This window comes from Paenibacillus sp. Root444D2 (genome assembly GCF_001426375.1).
Classification (GTDB): Bacteria; Bacillota; Bacilli; order Paenibacillales; family NBRC-103111; genus Paenibacillus_E.
In genome coordinates, this window is sequence record NZ_LMEO01000013.1 from 48,757 (window position 1) to 72,616 (window position 23,860).

The following is a 23,860-nucleotide window of genomic DNA, read 5'->3' on the forward strand; positions in this document are numbered from 1 at the left end:
AACTTTTACTAGACGCTGCTGATGGTTGATGCCTTCTGGGAGAGGACACTGCACACCACATCTAGGGCTTGATCTAAATCTTCTTGCGGTATGGTCAAAGCGGGCACCAGACGAATAACGTTTGGCCCTGCCGGAATCACGAGTACACCTTGCTTATGAATTTCGCTAATGATTTCACCTGCTGGCTGTGTGCATTCAATCCCAATTAAGAGACCAATGCCGCGAATATTGCTGATAAGCGGATTGCCTGCAAGCTTGCTCTCCAGCTTCTTCACCGTATATGCGCCTAATTCCGCAGCACGTTCAGGCAATTTATTTGAGATAATCGTGTCAACAGCCGCATATCCTGCAGCCGTAGCTATCGGCGTTCCACCAAAAGTTGACCCGTGGCTTCCAGCGCTGAATGCTTCAGCCAAGAACGCTTTGCCTAACATAGCGCCGATCGGAAACCCTCCACCAAGGCCTTTGGCCAACGTGAAAATATCCGGCTCCACCCCATAATGCTCATAGGCAAAAAGCTTACCCGTACGTCCCACACCCGTCTGGATTTCATCCACGATCAGAAGCAGATTTTCTTGCTTGCAAAGCTCTGCAATTTGTTTCACAAACTCTGGATCAGCCGGCAGTACGCCGCCTTCCCCTTGCACCATCTCCAGCATGATGGCACATGTGTGCTCATTTACGAGATTGCGAACAGCCTCAAAATCGTTATAAGGCGCATAGACGAAGCCTCCAGGAAGCGGATGGAAGCCTTCCTTCACTTTATCCTGCCCTGTAGCCGTCAATGTCGCCAGCGTGCGTCCGTGGAACGACATGTTGAACGTGATAATCTCGTACCGACCATTGTTCAAAACCTTCTGGTTATAGCGACGTGCCAGCTTAATTGCAGCCTCATTCGCTTCCGCACCAGTTGAACAGAAGAATACCGCGTCTGCACAGCTGTTATCTGTAAGTAGTGTAGCCAGTTTCTCCTGATTCGGAATATGGAAAAGATTGCTCACATGCCATACTTGATCGAGCTGTTCAATCAACTTTTCCTTCACCGCTTGAGGCGCGTGCCCGAGGTTCGTCACCGCGATCCCGCTCATCAAGTCGATGTATTCCTTGCCTGTATCATCCCACAGACGGCTGCCCTCACCCTTTACTAGTGTGATTGGATATCTTGCGTAGGTTGGAAATAGCGAGCTTTTTCCTGTTTCAGTCATGTACATTCCCTCCTTAAAGTTTGTGGTTCAACCCATGAGCTCGAACTTATGCCAAGCTAGATAAAGACATATTGCTGCAGCTGCAAATAAAATGATAGCCGTTACTCGATTCCTTCCCATCTTCATCCCGTATGCGATGAAAAAGATGGCTGCCGCTAATTTGGAGAAGCCTTGGTAAGCTGGATCACTCGAAAAGTAGGAATTGCTAAAAATAAGTGCAATAAGCAAGGTTGTCGAAATAAGTATTTTAAACCATAAGGGCTCTCTTCGGAATTGTTTAAACATAAAAGTAATCCGCTGCATCACAGATACCTCCGTTCAAAAACCTTTGATTATTGAGTGGTAACGATGTTTTTCATCGCTATGGAGGCAGCCTGACATTAATCCTTAGTTACAGCGATGAAAATCATCGTTAAGTGAGTCAATTTACAGGTAAACCTACATTACGGCCTTATTTAAGAATGAAATACATCGTTAAACTCGCTCCGGAGTCTTGTAGTTGCACCATTAGGATGAAAAACATCGTTATTGCGGTATTTGCAATATTTTAGCCAATGCAATGAAAAACATTGTTATCTACAACCCAACTTGGTGGATGTATTCCTCATATCATTTCTTTTCGGTTACTTAGTGTGCTTGTTAACGCACAATCCTCGTGCCAATCCCCGTGCCCTTCAGCACTTTGCTCAGCACATTCGGCTCAGAGCCGTTCACGATGACAACTTCTTGGACCCTGCCTTGAATGCAAGCAATCGCTGCTCGAACCTTCGGAATCATGCCCCCGTAGATATCACCGTTCGCGATCATTTCTTCAATCTCTGCCACGCTGACAACGGGAAGCACCTGCTTCTTGCCATCGACTGTTTTCATAATGCCGGGAACGTCTGTCACCACAACCATCTGCTCTACACCAAGGTGAGAAGCAACAGCCCCTGCTGCTGTATCGGCATTAATGTTATAACGCTGGCCGCCATCGGCGCCAAGCCCAACGGGAGCGATCACCGGGATGTAACCCATGTTTACGATACCTTGAATCAGCTCAGCGTTCACTTTCGTGACATCACCAACAAGGCCAACCTCGTGGCTATTCGCCACTGGCTTCGCTTCAATTAAATGTCCATCCACACCAGACAATCCAAGCGCCATTGCGCCTGTTAACTGAATTCGGCGGACGATCTCTTTGTTAATCTGACCGGAAAGCACCATCTCAACGACGTCCAATACTGCTTCATTCGTTACCCGCAGACCGTTCACGAAACCGGACTCAATCCCGAGCTTCCCGAGCGTTTCCGAAATGGCAGGACCGCCGCCGTGAACGATGACCGTTACAATGCCCTCATCCTGAAGCTGACGCATATCTTCAAAGAAACTAAACGGTAATGCCGCCAGCGTGCTGCCGCCGCATTTCATCACAAAGCAATTGTTCTTCACGAGCTTTCGTTCCCCTTTGCTTCCTTATGTGCGATCCTAAGTGCAAAAACTTAACTAATACCTAAGTTCGATAAGCCGCATTGATCCGCACATAATCATATGTTAAATCGCAGCCCCAGCCCGTTGCTTTGCCAGCGCCCATATGTAAATTCACATGAATTTGAATCGTGTCTGTTTTCAAATAAGCAAGCGCCGCTTCCTCGTCGAACTTCACCGGACGCGACTGCTCAAGAACTGCGATATCGCCCAAGCGAATATCGACGGTGTTCACGTTCACCGGCTGTCCTGAGTAACCTACAGCTGCAATGATCCGACCCCAGTTCGCATCCGCGCCATAAACAGCGGATTTGACCAAGCTAGAGCCAATGATCGACTTCACGATCTTACGTGCCGCATCGTCGCTCTCCGCACCGACTACTGTCGTCTCGATCAGCTTCGTTGCGCCCTCGCCGTCGCGCGCAATCGCCTTGGCGAGGTACTCGCCAACGTACTGGAACCCTGCCGCGAATGCTTCCCAATCCGGATGCTCCGGATTCAAAGCTTCGCCGCCGGCCAGCCCGCTTGCCATCGCCACGACCATGTCGTTGGTGCTAGTATCCCCGTCAACAGTAATCATGTTGAACGTGGTATCCGTGATCCTGCTCAGCAGCAGCTGCAGGTATTCGCTATCAATCGGCGCGTCGGTTGTCATGAAACCGAGCATCGTTGCCATGTTCGGGTGAATCATCCCCGAACCCTTCGCTGCCCCGGCAATGTGAACCTCCTTGCCGCCAACGACAACACGGACGCACGTCATCTTCTGCGTGAGATCCGTGGTCAGGATCGCTTGGCAGAAGTCGTTTCCACCTTCTGCCTTCACTTTAGCAGGCAGCTGCTCGATGCCGCTGAGTACTTTCCCCATCGGCAGTAACTCGCCGATGACGCCCGTGCTCGTCACGCCGACGTGGTGCTCCGCCACGCCTAGCGCTTTCGCACTAGCAGCGCGCATCGCGTATGCGTCGTCCTCGCCTTGCTGGCCGGTACACGCATTCGCGTTACCGCTGTTGACGATCATCGCCTGCAGCTTGCCGCCTTGGGCGATGCTCTCCTGCGTCACGCGCAGCGGTGCCGCTTGGAATGCATTCAGCGTGTAAACGCCTGCCGCTGTCGCCGGTACATCACAGACGATTGCGCCTAGATCATAGCGCTCCGTCTTCTTTAATCCACAGTGCAGACCACCTGCACGAAAGCCTTTCGGCGTCGTTACTGTGCCCTCTGGCACGACAGTAAAGCTTACTAGATCTAGCATGTTCGTCCTTCACCTGTCCTCATCTTCTCGTTATGGATACACCGGTGCGAACAACAGCCCTGTCGTTTCGTCCCAGCCTTGCATCAAATTCAAATTCTGAATAGCCTGACCTGCAGCGCCTTTAACCACATTGTCGATGACAGAAACGATAGTCACACGCCCCGTGCGCTCATCCACCGCAAAACCGATATCGCAGTAGTTCGATCCGAACACTTCCTTCGTAGAAGGGAGCTTACCATTTTGACGAATCCGCACAAACCTCCGGCCTTCATAATACTGGCGGTACAATTCGATAAAATCCTCGGCGGTGTGTTCACCTTGTATAGTTGCATACATGGTAGACATAATTCCGCGAGTCATAGGCACAAGATGTGTCGTAAACGTCGTAACAACCGGTTTACCTGCAACACGGCTGAGCGCTTGCTCGATTTCCGGAATATGCTGATGCTTATTCACTTTATAAGCTGTTAAATTCTCATTCACTTCCGCGTAGTGCACGCCCAGATTAACTCCGCGCCCCGCGCCGGACACGCCGGATTTGGCATCAATAATAATCGTAGATGGATCGATCCAACCCGCTTTGACTGCAGGAATGAGACCAAGCAGCGTCGCTGTCGGATAGCAGCCTGGGTTAGCGATTAAATCACTGCCCTTCACTTCATCCCCGAACACCTCAGACAAACCATAAATCGATTGCTCCAATGTTTCCTCGGAAGCTGCCGGCTTTTTATACCATTTTTCATAGTCGGCACTAGATTTCAATCTTAAATCCCCAGAAATATCAATGACCTTCAGGCCAGCTGCCAGAAGCTTTGGTGAAAGTTCTGCACTCACACCAGCTGGTGTCGCCAAGAACACAATGTCCGCTTTGCCCGCAATCAAATCAACATCAAGCACATCTAGAATATCCACAACCACTTCCTGCAAGTGTGGAAAATGCTCCGCAAGCGGCGCTCCTGCATTAGAAGTCGAGATGACCGAAGTGATCTGTACCAAAGGATGCGCCTGCAACAGACGAATCAACTCCGCACCACCATAACCTGTGGCTCCAATAATAGCCGCTCTAACTCCTTGACTCATTCGAATTTCCCTCCCGATGTTCCGAAAATATATGTATTATTATACAGTCGTATACATAATAATTCAATGAATTTTTTTATGCGGATTTTGACAATAGAATTGTGCATACGCAAGGCATTTCAAGGATTTTTTACATTAAAATCGACAAACCTTTTATTCTTTGGGTTCCTGCCTTCCGACAAGAAGTATACATAATATGCATCGTTTAAACGCAACATGTGCATAAAAACATTTTTTTCTTATCGATTCCTATTTATTTAACAAATCAATTATCCCAAATTATACGGCATACAGGCAAATCCTGTATGTGATTAATTCAAATTATTCAAGAAGTGTGGGTAAGTAGTATGGTTATCCACAAATTATACACACTTTATCCACAAGCCACTCATTCCTCAACAAAGTTATACACAAAAAGACGCACTATAAGTGCGCCAATCTATCACAAAGCTTCTCGCTATGCATGTCGTTTGAAACCTTCCCCTAGTACCTCATTCGTTTCGCTCAAAATGACAAAAGCCTGCGGATCCACCGACTGGACTAATGTTTTCAATCGACTTACTTCATTTTGTTTCACAACGACCATTAAGACCGTTCGCGATTCGCCTGTAAATCCCCCGGACCCATTAAGTTCCGTAAGTCCGCGGTCCAAATCGTATAAAATCGCCTTACGTATGGCTTCTGTATGATCAGAAATAATGAAGGCCACTTTGGCATAGTTGAAGCCGAGTTGAACGATATCGATCGTTTTCGTAGTGACAAATAACCCAATTAACCCGTACAGGGCATTCTCCGGTGTGAAAACAAGCGCAGAGCTTAGAATGACCAAACCATCAAAAATCGCTACCGAAAAGCCTAAACTTAAGCCCGTGTATTTATGCAGCATTTGCGCGGCCAACCCAAGTCCGCCTGTGGATCCTCGCCCTCGAAAGACAATACCGAGTCCAAGTCCAACACCAATGCCCCCATAGACAGATGCTAGCAAGGGATTATGCGTAGGCACCCCTAAATGGCTTGTTACAAGTACGCATAGTGGAAATATGACCGACCCGACTGCCGCCTTAACCCCGAATTGCCCGCCTAGTAACCATAGGGCTAACAAGAAAATCGGTATGTTCAGTGCCCACTGCGTAATCGCTGGGTTTAAGCCCGTCAAATGCTGAACAATCGTAGAAATACCTGAAACCCCACCTGTCGCAATTTGATTGGGGTTCAAAAAACAGTTAAAACTAGCCGCCATAATCAGCGAGCCGATCAACATCAATATATACTCAAATACGGTATGTGCTGGACTTCCTATCCGTATTCGCGGTTCATTTCTGGGCACGAACGGCCCTCCTCTCGGTACCATCTAATCAGGCCCACAACTACAACAGGGGTGCACTCATATTTTTACCGTAAAATATTTCGTCCATTTCCCACTTTACACTTTCTGTTATGTCCTTCTGCTCCGCTTCGCTCAACTTGTCTTTCGTATAACCGAACAAATAATTGTTTAAATCAAATTTCTTCAGCTTACATTTTGTATGAAAAATATTCTCCTGATACACGTTCACATCGATCATGTCGTACATGTTTTTGATTTCCTCAGGAATGTAGTTCTGAATCGAACTAATATCATGATCAATAAACAGCTTATGCCCGTTTATATCCCGTGTGAAGCCTCGAACCCGATAATCCATCGTCATAATATCCGTATCGAAGGAATGGATTAAGTAATTCAGTGCCTTTAGCGGCGAAATTTCCCCGCATGTGGATACATCAATGTCCGCCCTAAACGTGCTGATCCCTTCATCTGGGTGGTATTCCGGATAGGTATGAACCGTGATATGGCTGGTATTCAGGTGCATAAGTACCGTCTCCGGCAGGGGCCCAGGGGATTCCTCAAATGAAGTTTCAGGAGCACCCTCCACAGGGCCTTCTGAAACCAACATCGTTACGCTTGCCCCTTGCGGATCATAATCCTGCTTAGCCACATTGAGCACATGAGCACCGATGATATCCGCTACCGCTTTGAGAATTTTGGTTAGCCGGGCAGCATTGTACTGTTCGTCAATATATTCTATGTAGGCTTCGCGCTCATCTTTGGTTCTGGTGTAACAGATATCGTACATATTGAAGCTCAATGATTTCGTAAGGTTGTTAAAGCCGTGCAGTGTAATGCGCTGCTCCGTAGTAAGTGTCATGTTTCTTCCTCCTTGTTGTTCCATCCCTACTAATTCTTTACCCAAACTCTGATTGACATTAAACTTGAAAAAATCCTACACCTTTCAGATGTAGGATAAACGTCTATTGCTCCATGTATGCGTTTTGTATTTAGTGTTCAGTGCACCAAGCTCTTCCAATACACAGCTCCTGTGCACGTTCTACTCAGGCTTCCGAATCTGATGACGAAGGTATGCATCGATGAACATATTGAGATCTCCGTCCATGACTGCGCCAATATTACCAGTTTCCGCTGAAGTCCTGTGATCTTTGACCATGCTATAGGGATGAAACACATAAGAACGAATCTGACTGCCCCAGGCAATGTCAGACTGCTCGCCGCGAATCTCTGCGAGATGCTTCAGCTGCTCTTCGATCTTCCGCTCGTAGAGCTTAGACCTAAGCATCTTCATCGCTTTCTCGCGGTTCTTAATCTGCGAGCGTTCTTGCTGACAGCTCACCACGACACCTGTCGGTATGTGCGTAATTCGCACAGCCGAATCCGTGGTGTTAATGTGTTGACCGCCGGCGCCGCTTGCGCGGTACGTGTCGATTTTGAGATCCTCGGAGCGGATCTCTCCTACGTCTGTGTCGTCTTCGATCTCCGGCATGACGTCACACGACGCAAACGAGGTGTGACGACGACCGGAGGCGTCGAACGGCGAGATCCGGACGAGCCGATGCACGCCTTTCTCCGCCTTCAAATAGCCGTAGGCGTTGAAGCCTGTGATCTGCAGCGTGACACTCTTCACGCCAGCTTCGTCGCCGGGCAAATAGTCGAGCACCTCGACTTTGTAGCCCCGCTTCTCCGCCCAGCGGCGGTACATGCGCAGCAGCATCTCCGCCCAGTCCTGCGACTCAGTGCCGCCCGCACCGGGATGCAGCTCCAGGATCGCATTCAGCCGGTCATACGGCTGATTGAGAAGCAAGCCTAGCTCGAAAGATTCGAGCTTCTTCTTCAAAGCATCGATGCCTGCTTCAATGTCTTTCGCTAGGCCGGCATCGCTCTCCTCTTCCTCGAGCTCGACCATGACCTGCAGGTCGTCGAACTCGTTCGAGAAGCCTTGGAATTGATCGACGACACTTTTGATGGCGTTGAGATCCGCGATGGTCTTCTGGGCACGATCGTTATCGTCCCAGAAGTCCGGCGCCCCCATTTTTTCCTCAAAATCCCCGATCGCTTCGAGCTTATGATCTAAGTCAAAGAGACCCCCGTAATTCGGTTAGTCGCTTTGCTGTCTCTCTTAAATCCTGTTTTACTTCTGGTTCCAGCATGTCTTACACCTCATTTATTCTCTCGTGCCTAGTTTATACAGATCATGGTAGCAAGCTAGCAGCTTTAGCTGCCTTGTCCGTGGCACTGCTTGAATTTCTTCCCGCTGCCGCATGGGCATGGGTCATTGCGTCCAATGCGCTGCTCATCGCCGCGCACGAGCGGTTTCTTCCCGCCTGCTTCATTCTTCGTATCCACCGCTTGACCTTCGGCTACCGCTTGACGCTCCAGGTTGCTTTGTACGTGAGCCTTCATGATGTACATCGCGACTTCTTCGCGGATATTGTCGATCATCTCTTGGAACATCTCGAAGCCTTCGAATTGATACTCACGCAGCGGATCCGTCCCGCCGTAAGCTCGAAGATGAATACCTTGGCGCAGCTGATCCATCGCATCGATGTGATCCATCCATTTGCTATCTACCGCACGAAGAGCAACGACCTTTTCGAATTCGCGCATGAATTCTTCACCGATCTCCGCTTCACGCTCATCATAACGTTTGCTAACGAGATCTTTGATGTAGTCAATAATCTCTTCTTGTTCTTTGCCCCAAATATTTTGATCCGTAATCTGGCCTTCTTCTGTTAAGAAGTTGTTGTTCACGAAGTTAGCCACTTCCTGAAGCTCCCACTCCTCCGGAATTTGTTCCTCCGGACAGTGTGCTTTCACGATGCGTTCAATAACCGCGTTGATCATACCCTCGATGACTTCACGAATATTTTCGGACTCCAGCAGCTCACGGCGCTGTTTATATATAATTTCCCGTTGTTGGTTCATTACATCGTCATACTGAAGAACGACTTTACGAACGTCGAAGTTGTTACCCTCAACGCGTTTTTGGGCCGATTCCACTGCACGCGAGATCAATTTGCTTTCGATCGGTTGATCTTCTTCCATCCCGAGGCGGTCCATCATCGCCATGATATTGTCAGCGCCGAAACGTTTCATCAATTCGTCCTCAAGGGAGAGGTAGAACTGTGAAGAACCAGGGTCACCTTGACGGCCTGCGCGTCCACGCAGCTGATTGTCGATCCGTCTGCTTTCATGACGTTCTGTACCTATGATATGCAGTCCGCCTGCATCATGTACGCCTTCACCGAGCACAATGTCCGTACCGCGGCCCGCCATGTTCGTTGCAATCGTTACAGAGCCTGGTTGACCTGCGCGTGCTACGATTTCAGCTTCTTCAGCATGATACTTCGCATTAAGTACTTTGTGTTGGACGCCTTTTTTCTTAAGCATTTCCGAAAGTTTCTCGGAGTTCTCAATAGATACCGTACCTACAAGAACCGGTTGGTTCAGCTTATGACGCTCTACGATTTGCTCAACAACCGCTCTGAATTTACCCATCTCTGACTTGTAAACAACATCCGGCATATCCTTACGAATCATCGGACGGTTTGTCGGAACAATGATAACTTCAAGACCGTAAATTTTCTTGAGCTCTTCCTCTTCCGTCTTCGCAGTACCTGTCATACCCGCTAGTTTGCGGTACATCCGGAAATAGTTCTGGAATGTAATTGTCGCCAGCGTCATGCTCTCATTCTGAACTTGCAGCTGCTCTTTGGCCTCAATGGCTTGGTGCAGCCCATCACTATAACGACGGCCTGTCATAATACGGCCCGTGAATTCATCAACAATCATAACTTCGTCTTCTTGTACCACATAATCCACATCGCGCTTCATAATGAAACGAGCCTTGAGCCCTTGAGTCACGTGATGGTTAATATTCACATTCTGATGATCGAATAAGTTCTCAATGCCGAATGCCCGCTCCGCTTTAGCAACACCTTCTTCAGTAAGAGCCACGGAACGAACTTTAATATCTATCGTGTAATCCTCTTCTTCTTTTAACTTAGCCACAAATCGGTCTGCCGCGTAGTACAAGTCTGTCGACTTAGCAGCCTGTCCCGAAATAATCAATGGCGTTCTCGCCTCATCGACCAGAATGGAGTCAACTTCATCGATAACCGCAAAATAAAGCGGACGTTGAACCATCTGCTCTTTGTAAAGCACCATGTTATCACGCAGGTAGTCAAAACCATATTCGTTATTCGTTCCATACGTAATATCACAAGCATAAGCTGCTTGCTTTTCCTCATGTGATAGATCGTGGAGATTAACGCCAACCGTCAAACCGAGGAATTCATAGATCTGACCCATTTCGGCGCTGTCACGTTGAGCCAAATAGTCATTGACCGTAACCACGTGTACGCCTTTGCCTAGCAAAGCATTCAAATAGACAGGGAGTGTTCCAACGAGCGTTTTCCCTTCCCCTGTTCTCATCTCCGCGATACGGCCTTCGTGAAGCACCATACCCCCGATGAGCTGAACGTCGTAATGACGTTTACCTAGTACACGTAAACCTGCTTCTCTAACAACAGCAAAAGCTTCCGGTAAAAGATCATCAAGTTCTTCGCCTTTTTCCAGACGGTTTCTGAACTCAATTGTCTTGCCTTTCAATTCCTCATCGGACAGCGGCTTAATGCTAGCTTCAAGGTCGTTAATATAATCTACGGCCTTGAGCATCCGTTTAATTTCCCGTTCATTGGAATCACCAAAAATTTTCTTCACTAGTCCTAGCATCGGTGAACCCCTTTCCCTTGCATTCGTATCCTTAAATTGTACCACTTTTGACGGTCTTGCCGCAACAAATGACCAATCCTACATCTGTATAAACCATCCACAACATGTGAAAAGAGCACGTTTTTACTTATTTTCTATAGTATTGAATCGATGTCCCGATTGCATGCATGAGAAAAAGCTTAATTCGACAGAATCGAATCAAGCTCATTTTTTTGTTATAGGGATGTCTCGAGTTGTTCCGCTTTCTTATTAAACAGCCGGCTCAATCAGACCATACTTGCCGTCATCACGTTTGTAAACTACATTGACTTGATCCGTATCCATGTTGGAAAAAACGAAGAAATTATGCCCTACCATGTTCATTTGTAAAATTGCTTCTTCCACATCCATCGGCTTCAAATCGAAGCGTTTGTTGCGGACCAGTTCAAAGTCATCTTCCTCATCCAAATAAGTGACTGGCGATGTTTCAACCTTAAATAAATCACGCTTGCCGCCATCTTGGCGAATTTTTCGATTTGTCCTCGTCTTATGCTTACGAATCTGACGTTCCAACTTGTCCACGACCAAATCAATCGACGCATACATATCATTGTTACGTTCTTCAGCTCGCAGCAGCACGCCTGTCAGGGGAATACCTACCTCAATCGCTTGTAAACCTTTAACCACACTTAGCTTTACTTGTACATCAGATGTAAGGGGAGCTTCAAAATACCTCTCTAGTCTGTTCAATTTCTTGTCGACATAGTCCCTGAGGGCTTCAGTTACTTCAAGGTGTTCTCCGCGAATGCTAATCATCATAGTTAAACATCTCCCTTCCTTCTTACATTATACTACATTCAACCCCCATCTTCATAATTCCTTTAAATTCCGAGCATACTATTTACGCAAAAAAACACCCCAGAAATATGTCCCAGGGTGCTAATTAGTTCATAGATGTATTAAACCGGCACAAAACGTACCGGAAGCTTATATTCTGCTTACATTAGCGGCTTGCGGTCCACGTGCGCCTTCTACGATGTCAAACTCTACAGCCTGACCTTCGTCTAACGTTTTGAAGCCTTCTGATTGAATCGCTGAGAAATGCACGAATACATCCCCGCCATCTTCACGCTCAATGAAACCATAACCTTTTTCTGCGTTAAACCATTTTACTTTACCTTGCATAACGTACACATTCCTTTCGTTTTAAAAAGTAATAAAATGTAAGCCCTTACTTTTCGACTATATCACCAGCCCGCTTGACCTGTCAATTTCTAACTTACCATTTGATGAAATATTTTGAAAATTCGGGTATATACAAGCCGTGGATAAGTGCAGAATTTGTAGAACATTGTCGTATCGGGCTTTTTACAACTTATTAACAAAGTTATGCACAGAGTTGTGCACATTATCCACAGCGTTCTATAACTAGGCCATTGAATCTTTAAACGATATCTTAAATGGATTATTACTCAGCTATTACGTTGACTTGTTTGATTGCCGATATTAAATAAACACCTGTAATATTTGAAATGTCAATAATACGTAAGAGAAAACAACATACTTAAGGAGAATACTATGACAGATTGGGTTTCCTTGTTTAAAGAGGCTGAAGGATTACTAAGAATTAGGGATGAGCAAGCATTGACAATATATCTTGAAATTATCGATAACAATCAGCAACTCTCTGCCATATCTTGCTATCGGATAGGAGAGATATATAACCGACTTCGTGACCCTATCTCTTCCTTTCAATACTTCCGAACAGCTTTTGAAAAAAATCCTCGGCTAAGTCAAATACTTTTAAAAGAAGATCATCCTGCTTACACATACAATTACATGGAACCACAAGAAAATCATATTGAAAATTGCCCTCTGTGTGGAGAAAAAGGCCATCCATACGCCACTTACAATACTACGACTTCAATGGATTTCATCCCAGGTTTTCACCCAATCCGACTCTGGATGTGCTGTGATTCATGTCATCACTTATTCGCATTTAACTATCCTGTAAACCTTGGCGAGCTTCTCGCTAATAGTGCTTTTGATTTCAATTTAAGCCCAAAAACAACATTCTTCCCAACCATCAGTCAAATGATGAGGAATTTAACTTTTATAGCTCCGGGAGACCGTTTACTTGAGGTTGGTGTAGGTGCAGGTGAATTATCAGCGGTCGCAAAGGAATTCATGTTTAACGTTACAGGATTAGATATACGACCTCCCTATGCAGAAGCTGTTACCAATATGCTTGATATTCTAGTTTACACGGTAGATTTCCTAGAATTCGAAACCGAGGAAAAATTTGACGTTTTGATTATGGGCGATGTCATAGAACACATGTTTGATCCTATTCAAGCTATAAGTAAAGCACATTCGCTTCTTAATGACAAAGGTGTCCTTTGGATTTCTACACCCAATTTCGAAAGCGCGTTTTCCATGGTAAAAAAAGATACTGACCCTATGTGGAGAATTGTTGAGCATTTAAATTACTTTTCCTTCCGTTCTCTCAAAAAATGGTTGGATATTTTGGGCTTTGAGGTAGTGGATTACAATGTTTCGGGCCACTATAACGGGTCTATGGAGGTTACCGCTATAAAAAAATAAACAAACAGTTCAGTATTCTTAATTACGTTGAATTTAGAACTAATATTTGCTTTAAAAACCTGACTATTTAAATCCTTGGAGGAAATCAATGAACCCCCTTCTTTCTCTCTGTATGATCGTTAAAAATGAAGAAAAAGTGCTTGAACGATGCCTTCTTAGCGTCAAAACACTAGTCGATGAAATTATTATTGTCGATACGGGGTCAATAGATCAAACCAAAGCAATTGCAGCCCGCCATACGGACAAAGTATATGATTTTTCGTGGATGAACGATTTCTCTGCTGCACGAAACGAGTCAATCCGCCATGCTTCTGGGCGTTGGATATTAATTCTTGATGCAGATGAATATGTGCAACCGGCAGATCATGATAAACTTAGAAAATTTTTGCTGGAATATAAAAGCGATAGGCCTTGCGGATTTGTGCTGAACATTATGAATTTTGGTGGCAGCGGAAATGACGAATCGAATGTAACGGAATCGACGGGAGCGCGCTTGTTCCTCAACGCTCAATCCATTCGATATATTGAACCGATTCATGAGCAGTTAACATCCGACTTCGGTACACCTTTATTCACACCTTATCCGTTCCTGATTTTCCACACTGGCTACACAGTACAGGTTGTTCAGGAAAAAAACAAATCGGAACGAAATTTATCGATATTGGAGAAAATGAATGCGGGCGAAAAGCGGAACAACCCTTACTTCTGCTTCGTGCTCGGCAATGAGTATACAAGCGCCGGACGCGAAGATGAGGCTCTGGATGTTTACCGGCGGTCCTTGGAACGAAGCAGCCCATCGGATACGTGGTATTTTTATCTGCTCGAAAGACTTGCCGTACTTGAAATGAAGAAGGGCAATTATTCGAAAGCACATGTAAATATTCGAAATGGTATAAAACTACTACCTGAGCGGACAGATTTCCTATGTATGGAAGGGATTCTATTGGAAGCTCTTGGGCTCTGGAACGCCGCTGAGAATGTATTTCATCAATGCATTCAAATTGCAGTGGAAGCTGAAAAGAAAGGTTCGCCATATTGGATTATAAAGCCATCATATGGGAAAATTGTCCCCCATCAGTCCATTGCTGAGATAAAGCGTAGAAAAGGCGATATTACGGGCGCAATTCATCATTGGGTGAAAACTCTGCAACATCAACCAAAGAATTACGCTGTTCTTCAGCTATTAATGGAGGCTCTTCTTCAATCTGAACCATATGATCAAGTAGCAGACATTATTGAACAACTCTATCCTATTGACCAACCTATGAACAAAGTGTTATTACACAAAATCGCATTGAAAATCGGGAGTATTGAACTTGTTTCCAAATATGCTTCTGATGTGCTTGAGCTTGGCGTGCAGCTTGACAAAGCCGATATTGTTCAGCAAAATCTGCTGCTTCGCAATTGGTCTACATCGACCACTTCTTCTCTTCGGCCGAATTCGTTGGAAGATTCGCTTGCTATTGCCGCTGCTATTGTTCATCAAGAAATCTCAATTGCTGATACTGCCACGGGAGACACCACTGCTTGCACCGCCCTCGTGCAGGAAGCCTTGTTAGCCATTAATAATAAAACTTGGAACAACGAAGTCCTAACGAACCAAGAGGATAGGTTTACTCAAACTTTGCAACTGCTTTGGCGTTACGGATATACAGAGATCTATTTGTCTCTTATGCAAATTATGGCAAGTGAAACAGTCCTGAATAATATGGCTGACTGGTTTTACACTCGTGGATTTCATGAACAAGCACTTGATCTGTACAGTGTTCTCCTTGAAAACAACTTGCTCCATGCAAAGGGGCTTAAGAATGTCGGAGTATGGTATATTAACTGTGGAAATATGGAAGAAGCACTCCCATTTCTAGAAGCATCTTTCAAAAAAGAAGCTTTCGTTGACATCATCGGGCTCTATAAAGAGCACGCCAGTCCTGAAGCTTATCGAAGGTTTAAATCTAGTTACATAGAGCAATTTCCAAATACTTCTCAATGCATATTTCTATAATAATAGTAAAAAGGACTGTCCACGTGGGCAGTCCTTTTTACTGTTATTTAATTAATTGTAAATGTGAGTGCATTACTTGTTTGTCCGTCAGCGTTAACGACGGTAACGTTAACCACACCGGAACCGCTGGGTACAGTAACTTTTAAACTCTTCGAGTTCATATATACAGCTGTAGCTTGAACTCCACCAAAATACACCTTCGAAGTACTAGCAAAGTTTAAACCATTAACATAAACAAGAGAACCTACGGGACTCGTAGTCGGCGACATACTTGTGATTTTTGGCGCCGGAAGGACTGGTCCATTATCATAAGTAAAGGTTGCCGATGCTGACTGTGTCGGACTGCTCGGTACTGTAACTTTCAAACTTGTACTATTCATAAAAGTTACAGACGCGTTCACACCGTTTATCGTTACGTTCGCTCCACTTTCAAAGTTCGTGCCGTTAACGTAGATAACATCTCCACCCGCTTTGTTGCCATGATTCGGTGATAAGCTTGTAATTGTCGGTGTAACTACCGTGTACAGGTAGCCTTGCGGTAGCGTACCGGTACCGCCATCCGGATTCGTTACCGTTACGTCAACCTTGCCAACCACAGTTCCAGCCGGCACTGTAGCTTTAATTGTCGTAGCATTTACATAAGTACTGCTAGCAATGTTTGAGCCAAATGTTACAGTTGCACCGGACATGAAATTCGTACCGTAGATATATACGATATCTCCGCCCATAACTTTTCCTTGATTAGGAGAAACAGTTGTTACGGTTACTGGTTTAATAGCCGGGAGCGTATACTCATAGCCTTGAGTAAGAACAACTTCATTCGTAACATTAGTCACTTTCACATCCACTTTTCCAGGTGCGTCTCCAGCCGGAACAATTACCATCAAGCTTGTTCTGCTCATATAGGTTGTAGAAGCAGGTTTTCCGCCAATCGTTACTTGTGAGATGCCATTTACAAAATTCGTGCCGTTTACATAGATGGTTTCACCACCTGCAACAAGTCCAGTATTAGGCACAATCGACGTAATCGTTGGTATAGGATATTGAACAGCGGTATAGGTATAAGCAGTTGCCAGCGTGAAGAATTTATTGTTCAAATCCGCTACTGCAACATCTACTGCACCTACATTATCACCTGCTGGAACAGTGATCAAAAATTTCGTTGTAGATACATATGTCGTAGACGCTTGTTTTCCGCCTACAAATATTGTCATACCAGTTTTAAAATTTTTCCCGTTGACATAGACCTGGTTTCCGCCTGTGATAACACCTGTATTCGGTGTAACTGACGTAATTTCCGGATCTGCTGTCAGAGGTGCAATATATGTATATCCTCCGCTCAATGTAACTTGTTGACCATCTGTGTTTATGACAGTTACATCGACGCTGCCGATTGCATCGCCTGCAGGCACCTGAACTGACATTTCAGTGGAAGATATGTAGCTCACAATTGGAGCATTCTTACCTCCGATCAATACTTGCGACGTAGATACAAATCCCGTGCCGAATACATATACAATATCTCCACCCGTTACATTTCCCGAATTAAGAGCCACTGAAGTTATCGTTAGTGCCGGTGCCGGTGTTGGCGCTGGTGTCGGATCTGGTGTTGGCACCGGTGTTGGCGCTGGTGTCGGATCTGGTGTTGGCACCGGTGTTGGCGCTGGTGTCGGATCTGGTGTTGGCGCCGGTGTCGGATCTGGTGTTGGCGCTGGTGTCGGATCTGGCGTTGGCGCCGGTGTCGGATCTGGCGTTGGTGCTGGTGTTGGCGCTGGTGTCGGATCTGGCGTTGGTGCCGGTGTTGGCGCTGGTGTCGGATCTGGCGTTGGCGCCGGTGTTGGCGCTGGTGTCGGATCTGGCGTTGGTGCCGGTGTTGGCGCTGGTGTCGGATCTGGCGTTGGTGCCGGTGTTGGCGCTGGTGTCGGATCTGGCGTTGGTACCGGTGTTGGCGCTGGTGTTGGTACCGGTGTCGGCGTTGGTTTCGGGTTTGGACAGTTCACAGTTAAGTTGGAACCAGATATATGGAATTCTTTGGCTACCAATGACCCATTGAAAGTACTTTTACTTCCGGTTATTTTCATTGAGCCGTAAGGTGCATAGAAAATTCCATTATACTCACTATTGCTTCCCGAGACTTCAATATCTTTTAACGAGTAGAAGGCAACGGAGTCATTGCTTGAAGCATACTTTAATCCTGACCCGCTGATTTTAATGCTTCCGGTAGCGAAAACAGTTCCGATTCCACTAACCTGACTTCCGGAGATTGTGACGTCACCGTCCACAAAAATTACTCCATTTATTTTAGTGCTGTTTCCAGAAAAGTTTGTTTTACCATTATACACTTTCGTTGCTTTTTGCTTGTATTCATCGGCATTTAACTGAAACATCCCCATAGGTGCAGACTTTACTTTTGAGTTAAATGTATTGTTGTTGCCAGATGACTTGAATGAATTTCCATATTCCAATTCATCAATGCTATTCTTGCTTCCGGCAACCACGACATTCCCGTTAATGTGAGCTTTACCATTGATACTGTTACCTGAGCCTGTTAAAGAGAATGTTTGATTCGGATCCCCTGCAAAGAGTGCATAGTCAAAAATGTTCTTCGCTTCACTTGCGTGCACCTCGTCCGCCAAAACCGTGTTGAGGGGCATTAATGCTAAACATACTACTAAAAAAGCTCCTAGTAATCTATTGAATTTGATCATGTTACTTTTCTCCTCTCAATCAATTAATAAAAAAAACACTTCGCAACCTGGCAATCTTAATAGTTTCTTAGTCCTATTGAAGACCCATGGCTTTGCGTCCCTACATTTCTATAGGTTTGCCAAATATATTTAATTAATCGTAAATGAGACAGCATTACTTGTTTGTCCGTCAGCGTTGACAACAGTGACATTAACGACACCGGAACCGCTTGGTACATTAACCTTTAAACTCTTCGAGTTCATATATATAGTTGTAGCTTGAACTCCACCAAAATAAACCTTCGAAGTACTAGCAAAATTTAAACCATTAACATAAACGAGAGAACCTACGGGACTCGTAGTCGGCGACATACTTGTGATTTTTGGCGCCGGAAGGACTGGTCCATTATCATAAGTAAAGGTTGCCGATGCTGACTGCGGGCTGCTCGGTACAATCGCTTTTAAACTTGTACTATTCATAAAAGTTACAGTCGCGTTCACACCGTTTATCGTTACGTTCGCTCCACTAGCAAAGTTCGAGCCGTTAACGTAGATAACGTCTCCACCTGTTTTGTTACCATGGTTTGGTGACAAGCTTGTGATTGTCGGTGTAACGATTGTGTACTGGTAACCTTGCGGTAGGGTAGCGGTACCACCATCCGGATTCGTTACGGTTACGTCAACCTTGCCAGCCGCAGCTCCAGCAGGCACTGTAGTTTTTATTGTTGTGGCATTGACATAAGTGCTGCTTGCAATGTTTGAGCCAAATGCTACAGTTGCACCGGACATGAAATTCGTACCGTATATATACACGATATCTCCGCCCATAACTTTTCCTTGATTAGGAGAAACAGTTGTTACGGTTACTGGTTTAATAGCCGGGAGCATATACTCATAGCCTTGAGTAAGAACAGCTTCATTCGTATCATTAATCGCTTTCACATCCACTTTTCCAGGTGCGTCTCCAGCCGGAACTATTACTCTCAAGCTTGTTCTGCTCATGTAAGTTGTAGAAGCAGGTTTTCCGCCAATCATTACTTGTGAGATGCCATTTACAAAATTCGTGCCGTTTACATAGATGGTTTCACCACCTGCTACAAGTCCTGTATTTGGCACAATCGACGTAATGGTTGGTATCGGATACTGAACAGCGGTGTAGGTATAGGCACCTGTTAGCGTGAATAAGTTATTGTTCAAATCTGCTACTGCAACATCTACAGTTCCCACACTGTCACCTGCTGGAATAGTGACCAAAAATTGCGAGGCAGACACATATGTCGCAGACGCCTGTTTTCCACCAATGAATATTGTCATACCAGATTTAAAATTTTTCCCGTTGACATAGACCTGATTTCCGCCTGTGATAACACCTGTGTTCGGTATAACTGACGTAATTTCCGGATCTGTCTTCGGAGGTTCATTGTACGTATATCCTCCAGAAACAACAGCACTCGTTCTATCCGGATTCATAAAAATAAGGTCAACAGGACCAGGCGTTGTCACCTTCGGGGATGTTACTTTCAAATATGTTGAATCCATATAGATTACCGATGCAGGTTTATCACCAAAAAATACAGAGATTCCGCTCATAAAATAGTTCCCTGTCACATACACAAGCGTACCGCCATCCAAAGGCCCATTATTTGGATCTATGACCGCGACAATTGGATCAGCTTTATATTGGTAAGAGGCTGACGCTTGTTGACTATCCAGGTTAGTTACTGTAACACTAACAATGCCTTGCTTCCCGGCAGGAGCAGTTGCCGTCAATTGTGTATCGCTCACAAACACTACATTACTCGCCCTCATCGTTCCGAATTGAACGGTTGCCCCGTTGACAAAGTGATTCCCATTAATAACAACCGTCTCTCCGCCCTTCGGATGACCATAGGACTTATCTAGCGATGTAACTTGAGGCGCTGGAAGCTTGACATTAACGTTAACACTCGGAATGGACTTCGATCGGCTTGCACCTGCATAGTCCTTATAAGTAATAACTGAGCTTGCTGTCGAAATCGGGAATGTCCCTGTTTTCGTTTTGCTTACCGGACGAATTTTATAATTGAATGAAAGAGTGCTATTTTTCAATTCATTAAAATCCCATGTTAGTGTATTGCCGGTAATTGTCGGTTTAGGGATATTATTGTCTGCCGAGCCAGGTACAATTTCAAAATTCGGATCGACAATATCCGTCACTGCAACATCAAAGGCGCTCGCCAACCCAATTTCTTTAACAATAGCTGCATACATTTCAGCCAAACCGGTTGATCCAAGCACGAAGTGATGATGTGCTGCTGTTGTGGCCATTTCTTTAAGCAATATGTTCGGCCCACTTGTATCAGGATTCTCACTCGATTGGAGCAGTGCAACTGTATAGGTTATAATACCTGCATCCTTAGCATTCTGTGCCCTTTGTTTCGCATACCCGTAAGGGTCGTTCGAAGGTTGGTTAGCGTCTCCATCTGTCATAATGACGATGACTGGTTGCGCTTCAGTACGATGATCCTCTAACAAGTTAATAGCCGTCTGAATAGCATCGCCAGTCGCCGTACCACCATTTGCTTGAATTCCATTTATGTAATTCTTAGCAATGTCTTTATCCGTTGTAAAGGGGATGCTACCGATCATATTGGTTGATGAAAAATCTACAACCGCCACCCTGTGCTTTGTCATATCCATTAAATCAACGAAACCTTTGGCGGCATCCTTTGCATTCGCCATTTTATCTTCACCGTTATTGTAGCCCGGTGCCATACTTCCCGACTTGTCAATGATAAGTACGACATCATTCGGCACAACTACATTGACTGGCGGGGTACCCGTGATATTCAACGTGACATCCGCTGTATCCTCTGTGGTCAATGTCGTTGGGGATACAGTCTTGGTTACACTTACATAATCATTTACTGCTGCTTCCGCTGCCGAAGTTCTCAGCATCAATCCACTAAAAACCATGCTAAAGGTCAGCATCACTACTAACCATTGCTTTATTCGTCTCATGATTATTCCTCCGTCAAATTTGATATCATGTATACAAAAAAACAATAGCAGGTTGCTATTGTTTGAATGACCAAACAAATGGGCAACCTGGCGATCTGATCGACTAAGATAAGCGATTAGACCCATGGCTTTGCGTCACTATATCACTATAGTTTTGCCAAAATATTCTCAATTTCTATACCTTTGGAACTAATACTTATTTACTAGTTTAGTATATTTTCTTATTATTTATTTCGCAAGTATTTCCCTGGCGCTTTTTACAAGTATTTCCTCATTTTTTCGACAATATATTTGTATTACCGATTTTTATCGATGAAAAAGCCAACACTCTGCTCTTCTTCATGTTGATATAGCTCTCGTGAAACTTTACCAGAGTTTATACGCTGAAGTTTTCCAACCAATGATTGTTGGATCGTTATAAATTTTTCGAGATTATTTTGTTCCAACATAAAACATTCTTTGATGTATGGCTTTTCATGTTCATTGAAAGAGCGTCCCTCTTCCAATAATATTTCTTCGATTTGATGCCGCAACTCAACCTGATTATTCTGTAAAGAAAGAAGCAAATTTTCATTTGCTTCTTCATCTAAATCTAATCGAGATATTTGAATCGTTGTTTCTCTTAGGTTCTCTAACAGATGCTTTACAGGAGTCGAATGTGTCATACCTTTTGCACCTTCTCCCCACTTTTCAAGTTCTTCAACGCCTCATTCCATGTATCTCGCAATTCTGTAAACATCGTGACACAATACTGAGCAGATTCGGAATCAAGCTTAACATTCGCTTCGAACAACTTACTCTGAAGAAACGCATATAAACTGTTTAAATTGTGGGAGATTTCATATTCCATGTTTAAAGTGGATTGAAGTTCTTCGATAATATTCTGAGCTTTCGAGAAATTGGTATGTTTTCCTGCAAAATCTTGTTTCTCTAAACAAGTAATACCCTGTTTAATAAAGAGAATACAACCATTATAAAGCATCAAAGTCAGCTCTCCTGGGGAGGATGTCTGGACACGGGTGTTTAAATACTGGTTCTGTGCGTGAAGCATAGATTCTTCTTCACCTCTTCTCGTCAATGATTGTACCCACTGTCAGCTCCTGAAGTTTCTCCACCAATTCGATAAATTTCTCAGATGGCACTTCATGAATGACTTCTTGGGTATCTTTATTTAAAATTTGTACAATTACATCACCAGTTGATTGGTGTATTTTATACTTAAATTCATGTGGGGTTCCTTGAACCGCTTTATTAGCCTTATTAATTGAATCAAGTAACGCTTTCTCCCCAACCGTTAGTATTTGTGACTTGCTCTTTTCTTTTATTTCAGCATACTCTCCGGTTGCCTTAATCGGCTCAGACACATCCTTTGTTACTGACGGCATTTGAGCATGGGGAAGTTTGGATTGAATATCCATTAGGTTTCCTCCTTTTCATTGAGCATATTTCCAAAGATTACCACTACATGTAATTAACCCATTTGACTTTGCAGCCAGCTCATTTGTGAATTCCCTTTTTCAATTGCAGTCTCCATCGTGCTGAACATTCTATAGAAGTTGTCCTCTTTCTTGTTAAGCTTTTCTGTCATATCTGCGATTTTTTGAGCGAGATCATTGTCCTTCTTGCCCAAAGACGTATAAGTGCTAGTATATGATCCGTTTGTCGAACCAGCCTTTTTCGAAATCTCCGACATCGTATTGCCAGCATCCTCATAGATCCGTTGTGCAATACCACGATCTGTACCAGTACCATGTGTCGTGAACAAATTAATGGCGGCTTGCGGATCCGCATCAATAGCAGCTTTTAATTTCGTCGAATCAATATATAATTTTCCGGCAGTGGAAGGATCATATTTACTATAAGCACCCGTCGTAACACCAATATCATCAAGTGATTTATAGGTAGACGCTATTCCAGTCACCTCAGTAGTCACATCGGAGCGTAAATCCAAATATGCTTTAGACACAATCGTGTCTCCGCGAAGAAGACCTTGTTTGGCCTTAATTTCCCAATTTTTTATATCAACATCACTCATTGCCTTCTTTTGATCGCTAGTAAGTGGTTGATAACTCCGTTCTACCGTCTCATCCAACTTGGATTTCATAGCAACGCTTGTATCGTTATAAGTCGATACAAAACTGTTTATTTTTGCGTAAATGGCATCTTTATCAGCCTGCGTGAAGACAGGATTGCCACTAGCATCCGTTCCTGAAGCCGTTGGCCAGTTGTAGTTATACTGTAATTGCTTGCCCTGTTCACTTAACGGATAAATAGCCGTGTTTACTGCACGGTATGAATCCTGTAGCCACTCGTTCTTTGTTTTTTGCTTATTGAGATTATCGATCGGTAGCTGCTCCGCTTTCATTAGCTTGCTGACCATACCGTCAATATCCATCCCAGAGGACAAACCCGTTATTCGCATAACCATTCTATTCATCTCCTTAGTTATTCATTGTCTACTATATTTATCGTACAAAGTGGTATCATTGATTAGCTTTTTTGTAAGAAATTCGAAAATTT

19 protein-coding genes and 2 riboswitches are annotated in these 23,860 nt (G+C 44.6%); of the genes, 2 read left to right on the plus strand and 17 right to left on the minus strand.

The features are described from left to right. Positions 1-8 precede the first annotated feature (8 nt). From ASD40_RS10645 to ASD40_RS10695, 11 genes are all read right to left on the minus strand, one after another. Entirely contained in the window at positions 9-1,205 is a 1,197-nt protein-coding gene (locus ASD40_RS10645; RefSeq protein WP_057303278.1) for an acetylornithine transaminase, read from the minus strand. A 27-nt stretch (positions 1,206-1,232) separates the two neighbouring features. After that, entirely contained in the window at positions 1,233-1,508 is a 276-nt protein-coding gene (locus ASD40_RS10650; RefSeq protein ID WP_057303279.1) for a hypothetical protein, read from the minus strand. A 336-nt stretch (positions 1,509-1,844) separates the two neighbouring features. Further along, a complete protein-coding gene (argB, locus tag ASD40_RS10655) occupies positions 1,845-2,615 on the minus strand; it encodes an acetylglutamate kinase (protein ID WP_057303310.1) in 771 nt (256 codons plus the stop codon). 82 nt (positions 2,616-2,697) lie between these two features. Further along, the gene (gene argJ, locus ASD40_RS10660) at positions 2,698-3,924 is read right to left on the minus strand and encodes a bifunctional glutamate N-acetyltransferase/amino-acid acetyltransferase ArgJ (protein WP_057303280.1); all 1,227 of its coding nucleotides are present in this window, start codon (positions 3,922-3,924) and stop codon (positions 2,698-2,700) included. Positions 3,925-3,954: 30 nt separating this feature from the next. After that, complete coding sequence (argC, locus tag ASD40_RS10665) at positions 3,955-5,004, minus strand: N-acetyl-gamma-glutamyl-phosphate reductase (protein ID WP_057303281.1); 1,050 nt, start codon at positions 5,002-5,004, stop codon at positions 3,955-3,957. Positions 5,005-5,461: 457 nt separating this feature from the next. Then, entirely contained in the window at positions 5,462-6,355 is an 894-nt protein-coding gene (locus ASD40_RS10670) for a YitT family protein (RefSeq protein WP_057303282.1), read from the minus strand. A gap of 16 nt (positions 6,356-6,371) precedes the next feature. Then, positions 6,372-7,190 (minus strand): adenosylmethionine decarboxylase, encoded by an 819-nt coding sequence (gene speD / locus ASD40_RS10675; RefSeq protein ID WP_057303283.1) that lies wholly within the window; start codon positions 7,188-7,190, stop codon positions 6,372-6,374. Positions 7,191-7,370: 180 nt separating this feature from the next. Further along, positions 7,371-8,484, minus strand: a protein-coding gene (gene prfB, locus ASD40_RS10680; protein WP_127527829.1) for a peptide chain release factor 2 whose coding sequence is annotated in 2 segments (ribosomal slippage) — positions 7,371-8,411 and positions 8,413-8,484 — 1,113 coding nt in all. Because the reading frame shifts where the segments join, the coding sequence is not laid out codon by codon here. A 64-nt stretch (positions 8,485-8,548) separates the two neighbouring features. Then, complete coding sequence (gene secA, locus ASD40_RS10685) at positions 8,549-11,068, minus strand: preprotein translocase subunit SecA (protein ID WP_057303284.1); 2,520 nt, start codon at positions 11,066-11,068, stop codon at positions 8,549-8,551. Between the two features lie 249 nt (positions 11,069-11,317). Continuing rightward, positions 11,318-11,866, minus strand: a complete 549-nt coding sequence (gene hpf / locus ASD40_RS10690; protein ID WP_057303285.1) for a ribosome hibernation-promoting factor, HPF/YfiA family — start codon at positions 11,864-11,866, stop codon at positions 11,318-11,320. 168 nt (positions 11,867-12,034) lie between these two features. After that, entirely contained in the window at positions 12,035-12,232 is a 198-nt protein-coding gene (locus tag ASD40_RS10695) for a cold shock domain-containing protein (RefSeq protein ID WP_047682118.1), read from the minus strand. Positions 12,233-12,625: 393 nt separating this feature from the next. On the opposite strand from ASD40_RS10695, the gene ASD40_RS10700 reads away from it, so the two are divergent. Beyond that, entirely contained in the window at positions 12,626-13,651 is a 1,026-nt protein-coding gene (locus ASD40_RS10700) for a class I SAM-dependent methyltransferase (protein ID WP_057303286.1), read from the plus strand. A gap of 88 nt (positions 13,652-13,739) precedes the next feature. Continuing rightward, complete coding sequence (locus tag ASD40_RS10705) at positions 13,740-15,653, plus strand: tetratricopeptide repeat-containing glycosyltransferase family 2 protein (protein ID WP_082562161.1); 1,914 nt, start codon at positions 13,740-13,742, stop codon at positions 15,651-15,653. A gap of 47 nt (positions 15,654-15,700) precedes the next feature. On the opposite strand, the gene ASD40_RS10710 is transcribed toward ASD40_RS10705, so the two are convergent. The 6 genes from ASD40_RS10710 to fliD all read right to left on the minus strand — a co-directional run bounded on the left by ASD40_RS10710 (position 15,701) and on the right by fliD (position 23,768). Beyond that, positions 15,701-18,361, minus strand: a complete 2,661-nt coding sequence (locus ASD40_RS10710; protein ID WP_057303288.1) for an IPT/TIG domain-containing protein — start codon at positions 18,359-18,361, stop codon at positions 15,701-15,703. Between the two features lie 38 nt (positions 18,362-18,399). Next, a riboswitch (cyclic di-GMP riboswitch) is annotated at positions 18,400-18,492 on the minus strand. After that, the gene (locus ASD40_RS10715) at positions 18,491-21,340 is read right to left on the minus strand and encodes an IPT/TIG domain-containing protein (protein ID WP_057303289.1); all 2,850 of its coding nucleotides are present in this window, start codon (positions 21,338-21,340) and stop codon (positions 18,491-18,493) included. (Overlaps the previous riboswitch by 2 nt.) Positions 21,341-21,418: 78 nt before the next feature. Further along, positions 21,419-21,509: riboswitch (cyclic di-GMP riboswitch) on the minus strand. A 127-nt stretch (positions 21,510-21,636) separates the two neighbouring features. Next, entirely contained in the window at positions 21,637-22,005 is a 369-nt protein-coding gene (locus ASD40_RS10720; protein ID WP_057303290.1) for a hypothetical protein, read from the minus strand. After that, positions 22,002-22,391: a flagellar export chaperone FliS gene (gene fliS / locus ASD40_RS10725; RefSeq protein WP_057303291.1), complete on the minus strand. Its 390-nt coding sequence runs from the start codon at positions 22,389-22,391 to the stop codon at positions 22,002-22,004. Before fliS ends, ASD40_RS10720 begins: the two co-directional genes overlap by 4 nt. Before the next feature lie 10 nt (positions 22,392-22,401). Beyond that, the gene (locus ASD40_RS10730) at positions 22,402-22,758 is read right to left on the minus strand and encodes a flagellar protein FlaG (protein WP_056832231.1); all 357 of its coding nucleotides are present in this window, start codon (positions 22,756-22,758) and stop codon (positions 22,402-22,404) included. 53 nt (positions 22,759-22,811) lie between these two features. Further along, a complete protein-coding gene (fliD, locus tag ASD40_RS10735; RefSeq protein WP_056832228.1) occupies positions 22,812-23,768 on the minus strand; it encodes a flagellar filament capping protein FliD in 957 nt (318 codons plus the stop codon). Between the last annotated feature and the right edge of the window lie 92 nt (positions 23,769-23,860).

Excerpts from the sequence above, each read along its gene's own strand:
- ASD40_RS10700 (WP_057303286.1), top strand. The coding sequence starts at position 12,626 with ATGACAGATTGGGTTTCCTTGTTTAAAGAGGCTGAAGGATTACTAAGA.
- ASD40_RS10710 (WP_057303288.1), bottom strand. The coding sequence starts at position 18,361 with ATGATCAAATTCAATAGATTACTAGGAGCTTTTTTAGTAGTATGTTTA.
- secA (WP_057303284.1), bottom strand. The coding sequence starts at position 11,068 with ATGCTAGGACTAGTGAAGAAAATTTTTGGTGATTCCAATGAACGGGAA.
- ASD40_RS10730 (WP_056832231.1), bottom strand. The coding sequence starts at position 22,758 with ATGGATATTCAATCCAAACTTCCCCATGCTCAAATGCCGTCAGTAACA.
- ASD40_RS10670 (WP_057303282.1), bottom strand. The coding sequence starts at position 6,355 with ATGGTACCGAGAGGAGGGCCGTTCGTGCCCAGAAATGAACCGCGAATA.
- speD (WP_057303283.1), bottom strand. The coding sequence starts at position 7,190 with ATGACACTTACTACGGAGCAGCGCATTACACTGCACGGCTTTAACAAC.
- fliS (WP_057303291.1), bottom strand. The coding sequence starts at position 22,391 with ATGCTTCACGCACAGAACCAGTATTTAAACACCCGTGTCCAGACATCC.
- argB (WP_057303310.1), bottom strand. The coding sequence starts at position 2,615 with ATGAAATGCGGCGGCAGCACGCTGGCGGCATTACCGTTTAGTTTCTTT.
- ASD40_RS10695 (WP_047682118.1), bottom strand. The coding sequence starts at position 12,232 with ATGCAAGGTAAAGTAAAATGGTTTAACGCAGAAAAAGGTTATGGTTTC.
- ASD40_RS10645 (WP_057303278.1), bottom strand. The coding sequence starts at position 1,205 with ATGACTGAAACAGGAAAAAGCTCGCTATTTCCAACCTACGCAAGATAT.
- fliD (WP_056832228.1), bottom strand. The coding sequence starts at position 23,768 with ATGGTTATGCGAATAACGGGTTTGTCCTCTGGGATGGATATTGACGGT.
- ASD40_RS10705 (WP_082562161.1), top strand. The coding sequence starts at position 13,740 with ATGAACCCCCTTCTTTCTCTCTGTATGATCGTTAAAAATGAAGAAAAA.
- argJ (WP_057303280.1), bottom strand. The coding sequence starts at position 3,924 with ATGCTAGATCTAGTAAGCTTTACTGTCGTGCCAGAGGGCACAGTAACG.
- ASD40_RS10650 (WP_057303279.1), bottom strand. The coding sequence starts at position 1,508 with ATGCAGCGGATTACTTTTATGTTTAAACAATTCCGAAGAGAGCCCTTA.
- ASD40_RS10720 (WP_057303290.1), bottom strand. The coding sequence starts at position 22,005 with ATGACACATTCGACTCCTGTAAAGCATCTGTTAGAGAACCTAAGAGAA.
- ASD40_RS10715 (WP_057303289.1), bottom strand. The coding sequence starts at position 21,340 with ATGAGACGAATAAAGCAATGGTTAGTAGTGATGCTGACCTTTAGCATG.
- argC (WP_057303281.1), bottom strand. The coding sequence starts at position 5,004 with ATGAGTCAAGGAGTTAGAGCGGCTATTATTGGAGCCACAGGTTATGGT.
- hpf (WP_057303285.1), bottom strand. The coding sequence starts at position 11,866 with ATGATGATTAGCATTCGCGGAGAACACCTTGAAGTAACTGAAGCCCTC.